The organism is Psychrobacillus sp. FJAT-21963, from assembly GCF_001420585.1.
Classification (GTDB): Bacteria; Bacillota; Bacilli; order Bacillales_A; family Planococcaceae; genus Psychrobacillus.
Window position 1 is genome coordinate 48,164 of the sequence record NZ_LJIY01000006.1, and the last position, 11,702, is coordinate 59,865.

9 protein-coding genes are annotated in these 11,702 nt (G+C 35.4%); 7 read left to right on the forward strand and 2 right to left on the reverse strand.

Annotation, left to right across the window (positions count from 1 at the left end; translation table 11 throughout):
- Nucleotides 1-40 precede the first annotated feature (40 nt).
- Together AN959_RS13820 and AN959_RS13825 are read right to left on the reverse strand one after the other, a co-directional pair.
- Nucleotides 41-760, reverse strand: coding sequence for an HAD-IIB family hydrolase (locus tag AN959_RS13820; RefSeq protein ID WP_253278918.1), 720 nt, complete (start codon nucleotides 758-760; stop codon nucleotides 41-43).
- Nucleotides 729-1,949, reverse strand: a complete 1,221-nt coding sequence (locus tag AN959_RS13825) for a glycosyltransferase (RefSeq protein ID WP_053588730.1) — start codon at nucleotides 1,947-1,949, stop codon at nucleotides 729-731. The genes AN959_RS13820 and AN959_RS13825 overlap by 32 nt, the downstream gene beginning before the upstream one ends.
- Before the next feature lie 193 nt (nucleotides 1,950-2,142).
- On the opposite strand from AN959_RS13825, the gene AN959_RS13830 reads away from it, so the two are divergent.
- The 7 genes from AN959_RS13830 (at nucleotide 2,143) to ccsA (ending at nucleotide 11,702) form a co-directional block, all read left to right on the forward strand.
- Nucleotides 2,143-3,141 (forward strand): hypothetical protein, encoded by a 999-nt coding sequence (locus tag AN959_RS13830; RefSeq protein ID WP_056831509.1) that lies wholly within the window; start codon nucleotides 2,143-2,145, stop codon nucleotides 3,139-3,141.
- A gap of 138 nt (nucleotides 3,142-3,279) precedes the next feature.
- Nucleotides 3,280-4,560 (forward strand): trigger factor, encoded by a 1,281-nt coding sequence (tig, locus tag AN959_RS13835; RefSeq protein ID WP_056832087.1) that lies wholly within the window; start codon nucleotides 3,280-3,282, stop codon nucleotides 4,558-4,560.
- A 167-nt stretch (nucleotides 4,561-4,727) separates the two neighbouring features.
- Nucleotides 4,728-5,996, forward strand: coding sequence for an ATP-dependent protease ATP-binding subunit ClpX (gene clpX, locus AN959_RS13840; protein ID WP_056831510.1), 1,269 nt, complete (start codon nucleotides 4,728-4,730; stop codon nucleotides 5,994-5,996).
- Nucleotides 5,997-6,178: 182 nt separating this feature from the next.
- A complete protein-coding gene (lon, locus tag AN959_RS13845) occupies nucleotides 6,179-8,494 on the forward strand; it encodes an endopeptidase La (protein ID WP_053588734.1) in 2,316 nt (771 codons plus the stop codon).
- Nucleotides 8,495-8,498: 4 nt separating this feature from the next.
- The gene (gene yihA, locus AN959_RS13850; protein ID WP_053588735.1) at nucleotides 8,499-9,080 is read left to right on the forward strand and encodes a ribosome biogenesis GTP-binding protein YihA/YsxC; all 582 of its coding nucleotides are present in this window, start codon (nucleotides 8,499-8,501) and stop codon (nucleotides 9,078-9,080) included.
- Between the two features lie 297 nt (nucleotides 9,081-9,377).
- Nucleotides 9,378-10,742, forward strand: coding sequence for a glutamyl-tRNA reductase (gene hemA, locus AN959_RS13855; protein WP_056831512.1), 1,365 nt, complete (start codon nucleotides 9,378-9,380; stop codon nucleotides 10,740-10,742).
- 129 nt (nucleotides 10,743-10,871) lie between these two features.
- Entirely contained in the window at nucleotides 10,872-11,702 is an 831-nt protein-coding gene (gene ccsA / locus AN959_RS13860; RefSeq protein ID WP_056831515.1) for a cytochrome c biogenesis protein CcsA, read from the forward strand.

Here is an 11,702-nt window from a genome sequence, read left to right on the forward strand (position 1 = left end):
TAAAATGCCAACTGAACCTAGAATTCAGTTGGCATTTTTTCTATTTATAAAAATGTAACCATGCTTCATATATACCTCCGGCAAAATGCTCGGTAGCTCGGTAAAGATAAGGGTGGTTTTTCATTTGAACAAGTTCCAGTTGAGCATTTCCTACGATGACAGAAGGATGACCCAAGGCAAGCATGTCCATATCATTTCCCGAATCTCCAGCGATAAGAACTTTAACATCTTCATTTGCATAATTTTGAAGGATATAATTTAAAGCTTCTCCTTTACCACTATTCTCAGGAAGAATATCTACATCCCGATTGGAACTAAAAATAAGCTTATGCGGAATATTCTCTACCACTAAAGCTTTTTCAAACTGTTTTACGACTTCCTCATTTTGATCGACGGTAAAAGAAATTCGTTTAGTACTTGGAAGAGTTTGTCTTTGAAGAGCAGGAAAGAAACTGGCAAGCTTGATGATACGTTCAGGGTTCCAATTAGTATGCATTTTTTTTGCCCAAGTAGTATCTTCCGTAAGTTTTTCTGAAGTATAGATTGCTGCACCGACATCTGTTATAAGAATGTCCGGCTTCGGTAAATTCTCAATTTCAATTAAAGAAGAAACTGATGCAAAATGTCTTCCTGTAATATAGACAAGTTCTACCTCTATATTAGAGTTTTCATAATGCTGCAATAATCTTTGAAGTGCTGATGGATCACCTACAAGTGTTCCATCAAGATCAGTTGCTAACATATATTGTTTTTTTCTCACCAATAACCACCTCGTAAAGTGAATCCATTTTTTGTGCCAAAGTGGTCCAATTGAATTCCTGATTTGCAAAAATGGCAGCGCTTCTACCAAGCTTGTTCGTGAAGTTTCTATTAAAGAGTACTGTACTCATTGCTTGAGCTAAATTATATTCATTACCTTTTTCAATATGCAATCCGGTAACTTTATTTTTAACAACATCTTTTAATCCCCCAACTTTGGAAGCGATAACAGGACAGCCACAAGCTTGTGCTTCTGCAGCAACCATCCCAAAAGATTCATAGAAAGAAGGTACTACGACAGCAGTCGCATGATTAAAAATAGTAGCTAGTTGTTTTTGTGATTTCGCTCCTAGGAACTCGATTCTATGCTCTAGTCCTCTTATAGCAGCTCGGAGGTTTCTATCCTTTGGTAATTTGTTGTACGAATCCACACATTCTGCATCTCCACCTGCAATGAGAAGTTTCGTAGTAGGCTCAAGATCATTCTTCTCGACAAGAAGACGGAATGCATTTACAAGGGTATAGATTCCCTTTGTTTTTTGTAATCTTCCTGCAAATGCAAAGTAAGGGTTTTTGCCTTCTACACTAGTTTTTAGTGGACGGAAAGCTTGATCTACTCCGATAGGAATTACTTTAATAGGTGATGGATGATCAACAAAACGATGGATGAGATTTTTTTCGTTTTTTGTAGTGGCAACAATTGCGTCTACAGAGGTTAAAATCATTTTCTCTGTGCAGAGTCTGACAGGTTCTGAAATTCCAGTGGCTTCTTCTTTCGCAACACCAAGCGAATGATTTGTATGAACCCAAGGAATCATGTAATCAGCTTTTACATAAGAACCTAAAAGTCCAGAAAGCCAGTAATGGGAGTGAACTAAATCGTACGATGTAAGATCAATTGTTTCTTTCATTTCTTTATAAAAGACCGGGAGCAAATCATATAATTCACTTTTAGGAACGTAGGTTTTCTTACCCGCTCCTATTCTAATAACTCGACAAGAGTAACCAAAGCTTTCAATTTGTGGATCTAACGGGTTACACCAATGTGTAATCACATCCACTTTATTTCCTTCTTTTTCAAGGGATAAAGCAAGTTGCTTTACATAATTATTTTGACCGCCAGCTTGCTCACTACCTAAAGGAGCAAGGGGATCACCATGATCTGAAATAAATAATATATTTTTTTGCAAGTTTGTCTTCCCCTTTCTAGTTATTAGGCTATTAATCTATTTCCCTATAATCAGAATAATTAAACATCCCTAACGATAAAAAATACCCACCTTTTAGGAGGATATTTACCAATTGGTTTTAATTAAAAATAGGAAAATGGTCAAAAGTGAGATAGTATAGAAATATTAGCGATTGTAAAGGTAGGCGAGTGAGTTGAAAAAAAAACATTATAGCCTAAAAAACAATGAGAATATTATTTTTTTCCCAGGAATGATTGATAAACTAATTGAAGATGGTTTAGTATTTGCGGAAGAAAATAATTATATGAAAGCGACTGAATGTTTTGATGAAGCAAAAAAGTACGTTGAGTTAGATGACATGATTCTAAGTATATATATTCTCGCTTTATTAGAAACTAGAAGACAGCAAGAAGCGAAGGAAATATGTGAGGATTTGATGAAGAAAAGGTCACCTATGTTTGAGCAAATCGTTGAATTATATTTGACAATTTTACTTGATTTGAAGGAATATGGTGAAGTAGATAAAGTATTAAACAGATTACTTGTCGATAAAAGATTTCCAAATGATCGAAAACAAAATTTTCTACAATTAAAAGAGTTAAGTGGAAAACTTGCCAAGGAACAAGAAAGTCTACTAGACACAGATCAATCTTTCACACCCGACAATGAAAAGTTTAATATAAATGAATTTACAAAGTTAAGTGTTGAAGAACAAGAAAGATTGTTGCAAGAATCTTTTTTCCGAGATGTTACAGATGTTATTCCAAGTATTAGAGATATAGCAGAAAATAGTAGCATCTATCCAGCTATTAGGTCACTTGCGCTTTTAGTGCTTGGAGCAATTGGTGAGACAACCGAGGTAGAGATTGAAAAATTTGGATATAAAGCAAAGTTCAACCCTGTGAATCCACCTACACCAAATGCTGTAGACCGAATAGAATCTATAAATCAACAGGTACATGAATTTTTAGAAAAAGATCCGTCGAAATTCGAAATGACAATCGGATTAGTTCATAGTCATGCCTATGCGTTATTCCCATTTGATTGGGTTGGATATAGTGATCAAGAAGTAGCAAAAGGATATGTGGACTTTGTCGAATCATTGTTTGGAAATGGAAACGGACAAAAAGATGAACTAAGTAATCTGATAAAACGATTAGAAGACTCATCGGTAATAGTTGAAGAGGAATAATGTTGAAAGTATATGCATCTATGCTATAATATACAAGTTGTCAATATAATTAGTGAAAAACTGTTCTGTATGATGAATTATACAGCTGCTAAATTATTGTAAATTATTTTTTTGGAGGTAGAATATATGTCAATGGATTTGTCTGTAAAATGGGAAAAACAAGAAGGCAATAATGGTTTATTAACAGTAGAAGTTACTGCAGAAGAAGTAGCAAAAGGGTTAGATCAAGCGTTTAAAAAAGTAGTAAAACAAATTAACGTACCAGGTTTCCGTAAAGGGAAAATGCCACGTCAAATGTTCGAAAAAATGTATGGTGTAGAATCATTATTCCAAGATGCATTAGATATCATTCTTCCACATGCTTATGGACATGCTGTTGAAGATGCTGGAATTGACCCAGTAGATCAACCAGAAATCGATATCGTAACAATGGAAAAAGGACAACCATTAGTATTTACAGCTAAAGTTGTTGTAAAACCAGAAGTAACTCTAGGAGACTATAAAGGTTTAGAAGTTACTAAATTAGTTACGGAAGTAACAGATGCTGAAATCGAAGAACAATTGAAAAGCCAACAAGCTCGTTTAGCTGAACTTGTTATAAAAGAAGATGCAATCGTTGAAGGTGATACTGCTGTTATCGACTTCGAAGGTTTCTCTGACGGTGTTGCTTTTGAAGGTGGAGCAGGAACAGATTATCCTTTAGAAATCGGTTCAAACTCTTTCATCCCAGGATTTGAAGAGCAATTGATCGGCCTAAAAACTGGCGAATCTAAAGATGTAGAAGTAACATTCCCTGAAGAATATCATGCAGCTGAATTAGCTGGTAAGCCAGCAGTATTCAAAGTTACTGTGAAAGAAGTTAAAGGAAAAGAACTTCCTGAACTAAATGATGATTTCGCTAAAGAAGTAGATGCTGAAGTAGAAAGTATCGATGCTTTACGTACAAAATTAAAAGAAGTTACTGCAGAAGAGAAAAAACAATTAGCTGAACAAAGTCTTCGTGATGATTTAGTGGAAGCTGCTGCGGCAAATGCTACAATCGACATTCCAGAAGCAATGGTTCAAACAGAAACAGACCGCATGCTTCAAGAATTTGGCCAACGTTTACAACAACAAGGTATGAACTTAGACCTTTACTATCAATTCTCTGGTCAAGATGAAGATGCACTTCGTGGTCAAATGGCAGAAGATGCTAAAAAACGCGTTCAAGTTTCATTAACTTTAGAAGCGATTGCTGAAAAAGAAAATCTTCAAGTAACAGAAGAAGATATTAATGCAGAACTTGAAAAAATGGGTGCACAATTCAATATGTCTGCTGAAGATATTAAAAATGCACTTGGTGGTACTTCTGTTCTTGAGAATGATGTACGTTTCCAAAAAACAGTGGAATTCTTAGTAGAAAACGCTAAAATTTCATAATTTCACATAAAAGCGTTATAATAAATAGAACAAGGTACAGCGAAAATTGTCTGTGCCTTGTTTTATCCATACATAGATTTTCGGATAATTAAAAACATACTTAAACTTATTATTTGATTCCTTGTAAAGAATCTTGTAAGATAATTGCTTGAATAGGGGTGAATATTTTGTTCAAATTCAATGATGAAAAAGGGAACTTAAAATGTTCTTTTTGTGGCAAACCACAAGAACAAGTTCGTAAACTAGTTGCTGGACCTGGCGTATATATTTGTGATGAATGTATCGACTTATGTTCTGAAATTGTAGAAGAAGAGCTAGGTGTAGAAGAAGAAGTAGAATTTAAAGAAGTTCCTAAACCAAAAGAAATTTTGTCAATACTAGATGAGTATGTAATAGGTCAAGAACGAGCAAAAAAATCACTTGCGGTAGCTGTCTATAACCATTACAAACGAATCAATTCAAATAGCGTGATTGACGAGGTAGAATTATCTAAGTCAAATATAGTCTTAATAGGACCAACAGGTAGCGGTAAAACATTACTTGCTCAAACTCTTGCACGAATTCTAAATGTACCATTTGCTATTGCAGATGCTACATCCTTAACAGAAGCCGGTTATGTTGGAGAAGATGTTGAAAATATTCTTCTAAAGCTTATTCAGTCTGCGGACTATGATATTGAACGAGCAGAAAAAGGTATTATTTATATTGACGAAATAGATAAAGTAGCGCGTAAATCTGAAAATCCATCTATTACACGGGATGTTTCAGGTGAGGGTGTACAACAAGCACTTCTAAAAATATTAGAAGGAACTGTAGCAAGTGTTCCACCGCAAGGAGGACGCAAGCATCCACATCAAGAATTCATTCAAATCGATACAACGAATATTTTGTTTATCGTTGGTGGAGCATTTGATGGCATTGAACAAATTATTAAACGTCGTTTAGGTGAAAAGGTAATTGGTTTTGGTGCCGATCCAAATAAAGTTGATCTAGACCAAGGAACTCCATTATCGCAATTAATACCTGAAGATTTATTGAAATTTGGTTTAATACCAGAGTTTATTGGTCGCTTACCTGTATTGGCAAGCTTAGAACAATTAGACGTGAACGCTCTAGTACAAATTTTAACAGAACCGAAAAATGCACTTGCGAAACAATATCAAAAGATGATTGAACTAGATAATGTAAAATTAACTTTTGAAGATGACGCGCTAGTAGAAATAGCGAAGCAAGCTATTGAACGTAAAACAGGTGCACGTGGACTTCGTTCTATAATAGAAAACATTATGCTTGATGTAATGTTCGAGCTACCATCGAGAGAAGATATTGTAGAATGTGTGATCACAAAAGAAACAATTACAGAAAATGCATCTCCTAAGCTTTTATTGGCAGATGGTTCCGAAGTAGAAAAAGACAACGAAAAAACATCGGCTTAATTATGCCATTGAATAAGCTGGCTTCCAATATGCGCTTCCTAAGTGCAATCAAGGATGTCGGCTTTTTCTCCTTATGTAGGAAAAAATGGATTATTTATTTATGCTGACTAGTACATATAGAAAAGTTCTGCTGTTTAATTAGCGGAAAAACGGACAGAATTAGAAGGAGGTGACTTCCCAAAATGGCGAAAATAAATGATGGATATTATCCTGTATTACCACTTAGAGGTCTTTTAGTATTTCCAACAATGGTTTTGCATGTGGATGTTGGTCGAGAAAAATCAGTTGCTGCTTTAAATGAAGCGATGTTACGAGAAGAAAAAGTATTTCTTGTAGCGCAGAGAGATATGAATTTAGAACATCCTACAACAGAAGACTTATATGATGTCGGAATTTTAGCATATGTCAAGCAAATGGTGAAGCTACCAAATGGAACATATCGTGTGTTAGTCGAAGGACAACAAAGGGCTATTTGGGATGATTACAGAGAAAGAGATATGTATGATGAAGTTTCAGTGACCGCTTTTGTCGAGCCGACGGAAGCAGATTCAGAAGATGAAGCGCTTATGCGAACTTTAATACATAATTTTGAAAAGTATTCAAAGGCTTCGAAAAGCATATCAGAAGAAACTTATAAATCGGTACTAGATATTAAAGAACCAGGTAGACTTGCTGATATGATTGCATCTCATTTACCATTAAAAATTTCAGGGAAACAAGAAATTTTAGAAATTATGGATGCAAAAGAGCGTTTAGAAACATTAATTAAGCGACTGTATAATGAACAGGAAATATTAAATTTAGAAAAGAAAATAAATACACGCGTAAAACACGCGATGGAAAGAACACAAAAAGAATTTTATCTTCGTGAGCAAATGAAGGCTATACAAACAGAGCTAGGAGATAAAGAAGGTAAAACTGGTGAAATTGCGGACTTGAAAAAACGAATTGAAAAAGCAGGTTTACCAGAAACTACGAAAAAGAATGTGTTAAAAGAATTAGATCGTTATGAGAAACTACCTACACAAGCTCCTGAGAGTGGAGTAATACGAAACTATATTGAATGGATGGTATCCATTCCTTGGTCAAAATCAACGGCAGATCAACTAGATATTAAACGTTCAGAGAAAATTCTAAATCGAGATCATGATGGCCTTGAGTCGGTGAAGGAAAGGGTGTTAGAATATTTAGCTGTTCGTCAGTTAACTAAATCTCTTCGAGGTCCAATCCTGTGTTTAGCTGGACCTCCAGGTGTCGGGAAAACTTCCTTGGCGAAATCTATTGCTGAATCATTAGGACGCAATTTTGTTCGAATTTCATTAGGAGGAGTTCGAGACGAATCTGAGATTCGAGGACATCGAAGAACATACGTAGGTTCCATGCCGGGTCGTATAATTCAAGCAATGAAAAAGGCAGGGACGATTAATCCACTTATTTTATTAGACGAAATTGATAAAATGTCGAATGATTTTAGAGGAGATCCTTCCGCAGCAATGTTAGAAGTGCTTGATCCTGAGCAGAACAATTCATTTAGCGATCATTATATTGAAGAGACGTATGATTTATCTAATGTGCTATTTATTGCTACTGCAAACGACTTAAGCACAATACCAGGTCCTCTACGTGATAGAATGGAGATTATTTCAATCGCTGGTTATACAGAAATTGAAAAACTATCTATTGCCAAAAATCATTTATTACCTAAACAAGCGAAGGAACATGGTCTAACGAAATCTCAGCTACAAGTAAAAGACGAAGCAATTGTGGACGTAATTCGTCATTACACTCGTGAGGCGGGAGTTAGAAGTCTAGAGCGTGTCCTAGCAAATATTTGTAGAAAAGCTGCTTTGCAAATTGTATCTGGCACAAAGAAACGTGTAACGATATCGTCGAGTAACTTGGAGGATACAATCGGAAAGAAAAAATTCCGTTATGGACAAGCAGAAACCGAAAACCAAATAGGTGTAGCGACGGGATTAGCTTATACGACTGTTGGTGGAGACACCTTGCAAATCGAAGTGTCTTTATCTCCTGGTAACGGTAAGTTACAATTAACAGGTAAGCTTGGCGATGTGATGAAAGAATCTGCTCAAACAGCATTATCTTTTGTCCGTTCAAAAGCTGAATCAATCGGAATAGATCCAAATTTCCATGAGAAACATGATATTCATATACATGTTCCTGAGGGAGCAGTTCCAAAAGATGGTCCATCAGCAGGTATTACAATCGTGACGGCTTTAGTTTCTGCATTATCTAAGCGTCCAATTCGACGAGAAGTCGGGATGACAGGGGAAGTGACACTAAGAGGTCGCGTATTACCAATCGGTGGATTAAAAGAAAAAACATTAAGTGCACATCGCGCAGGATTAACGACAATCATTTGTCCTAAAGACAATGAGCGTGATATTGAAGATATACCAGAGAGTGTTCGAGAGGTCTTAACTTTTAAGCTTGTTTCCGATGCTGAAGAGGTACTTCAAATAGCATTAGAGGAGTGAAAGCATGAAAGTGAATAACGTAGAATTACTAATAAGTGCTGTAAGACCAGCTCAATATCCAGAAGGAGATTTACCGGAATTTGCATTAGCAGGAAGATCCAATGTAGGTAAATCTTCATTTATCAATAAAATGATTGGTCGAAAAAGCATGGCTCGTATTTCTTCCAAGCCAGGTAAGACACAAACGTTAAATTTTTATAAATTAGAAGAAGATTTATTATTTGTCGATGTTCCAGGTTATGGGTATGCAAAGGTATCTAAAACAGAAAGAGCAGCATGGGGGAAAATGATTGAAACATACTTTACGTCTAGATCGGTTTTAAAAGCAGTAGTGTTAATCGTCGATTTGAGACATCCTCCAACTGCAGATGATTGTATGATGTACGATTTCTTAAAGCATTATAATATTCCTTGCATAGTTGTCGCAACGAAAGCGGACAAAATTCCTAAAGGCAAATGGGATAAGCATAAGAAAATAGTCAAAGATGAATTGCAAATGGAAAAAAGTGATCCTCTTGTGGTATTTTCTTCAGAAACCGGTCTTGGCTTCGATGCAGCGTGGGCAGAAATTGAAAGTAGAATGTAATTCAAAATTTTTGTGTAAATATGAAGATTAAAACTGGTTGTTTAGGGAATAACTTTTCCTATAAGCGACCAGTTTTATTTTGAGATAGAAGATGCCTAATTAGTTAGAAAAATGCGTCTTTTATAACATTGGTCAGTTTCCTTGTAATCGTGCTTAATGTTTGCTAATATTAGTTTATAATAATTCTAATTAAGGTAAAGGTTATTTCATAGCTTGTTCACAAATGGTTACCATTCTGTGAAAAAAGCTATGGTATAATTGGATTATGAAATGAACGTGAAAGGGTGACATGATTCCATGCATACTATCGTGGTAGGTGTCAATTACCGTACTGCTCCCGTGGAAATTCGTGAAAAGCTATCTTTTGTAGAAGCGGAACTTCCGAATGCCATGCAAGCATTGCAGGAACAAAAAAGCATACTAGAGAATGTTATTGTATCTACTTGTAACCGCACAGAAATCTATGCAACTGTAGATCAATTACATACTGGGAAATACTATGTAAAACAGTTTTTAGCTAATTGGTTCGATATTCCATTAGAGGATCTCTCCCGCTATTTATTTATTCACGAAGATGACCAAGCGAACAGCCATTTGTTCCAGGTGACAGCTGGTGTCGATTCCATGGTACTTGGTGAGACACAAATATTAGGTCAGGTGAAGAAGAGCTTTCTAAATGGACAAGAGAACGGTACTACGGGTACTGTTTTCAATCAATTGTTTAAGCAAGCTGTAACTTTTGCTAAGCGTGCCCATGCAGAAACAGCGATTGGCGAGAATGCAGTTTCTGTCTCTTATGCTGCAGTCGAACTAGGAAAGAAAATTTTTGGCTCTTTAAATCATAAGCATGTTGTTATTGTCGGTGCTGGAAAAATGGGCGAGCTTGCTATTCAAAACCTATATGGTAGTGGAGCAGGCAAAGTAACAGTGTTTAATCGTACATTTGAAAAGGCGGAAGCATTGGCAACTAAATTTGATGGCACTGCCAAACCGATGGACGAGTTACAATGTGCGTTATTAGAAGCGGATATTTTAATTAGCTCGACTGGTTCCACTGGATATGTAATTGACTATGAATTGATGCAGTTTGTAGAACGTCTTCGTAAAGGAAAGCCTCTATTTATGGTTGACATTGCTGTGCCAAGAGATTTAGATCCAAAAATTGGTGATTTGGCGAACGTTTTCTTATATGATATCGATGATTTACAAGGTATCGTAGAAGCAAATTTAGCGGAACGTGAGCGTGCAGCGGATCAAATTAAGTCAATGATCCAAACAGAAATTGAGCAATTCAATGAGTGGGTTACAACACTAGGAGTTGTGCCAATTATTTCTGCTCTTAGACAAAAAGCTAATCGAATTCAACAAGAAACAATGGTTTCTATTGAAAATAAAATGCCGAATCTATCGGACCGTGAACGAAAAATTTTAAATAAACATACAAAATCAATCATTAATCAATTGTTAAAAGATCCAATTTTACAAGTAAAAGAATTATCTACTGCAAACGATTCAGCAGAACAACTTCAATTATTCCAGCAGATTTTTGGTATTGAAGAAGAAGTAAAAAATGAATTCTCTGCTCAAGTAGAAAAATCAAAAATCAAATTAAAACAAACTAGAGTGGCATCACAAAACTTGAAAGAAGAAATATCATTTTGATGAAGTAAAAAGGAGGCGTTTTTGTATCTGTATGTGTCATAATAGATATGGAAAACGTCTTTTTTTGACGTATCTGCCTGTCTAATAAGACTTAGGCAATTACTCTTTTAGGTTAAAAAGGAGCTTATTATGACTGATCTTGGAATGACAAGGCTACACGAGATGATGGTCATTCTACAATCCGTTAGCCTTGTTTTTTATTTTATCGATTATTTGAATAAAGATCGTCGGGCACATCGTATAGGAGTATGGCTACTTTCCATCGTGTCATTCCTGCAAACGGTGTTTTTAGTTATGTATATCATTGATACAAAAAGATTTCCAATTCTTTCGCTATTTGAAGGAATCTACTTTTATGCATGGCTAATTATCACTCTAGCAATTGTATTGCAGATAGTATTCAAATTGGATTTACCTGCATTCTTTTTAAATATTATTGGGTTTATTTTTATGACCATCCATACTTTTGCGCCAAATCAAATGGATCAATCCGCTGTTGGAGAAGCCCTACTATCTGAATTGTTATTTATTCATATTATGTTTGCAATGTTAGCTTACGCTGCATTTTCATTATCATTTGTATTTTCATCCTTATATTTAATATTATATCGGGTGCTCAAAAAGAAAAAATGGACGAAGCAGTTTTCTCGATTGCCGTCATTGAAGCAAGCAGAAAATGGGATGACATTATCTATCTTGACAGGTATTCCTCTTTTGTTTGTAAGTTTAGTTCTTGGGTTAGAATGGGCATATGTATCATTAGATATATTTACCGTTTTTGATTTTAAAATTATCAGTTCTGTCATTTTATTGTTGATCTATGTGGTTGTGCTTCTTTTAAGAAATAAATCACGTTTTATAGGAACCAACTATGCTTGGATTCATATATATGCATTTCTATTTGTTTTGATAAACTTTTTATTAGGTAGTCAATTATCACAATTCCATTTTTGGTATTAA

What these genes read in the sequence shown, in the direction of transcription:
- lon (WP_053588734.1), top strand. Translation starts at nt 6,179, where the DNA reads ATGGCGAAAATAAATGATGGATATTATCCTGTATTACCACTTAGAGGT.
- hemA (WP_056831512.1), top strand. Translation starts at nt 9,378, where the DNA reads ATGCATACTATCGTGGTAGGTGTCAATTACCGTACTGCTCCCGTGGAA.
- ccsA (WP_056831515.1), top strand. Translation starts at nt 10,872, where the DNA reads ATGACTGATCTTGGAATGACAAGGCTACACGAGATGATGGTCATTCTA.
- yihA (WP_053588735.1), top strand. Translation starts at nt 8,499, where the DNA reads ATGAAAGTGAATAACGTAGAATTACTAATAAGTGCTGTAAGACCAGCT.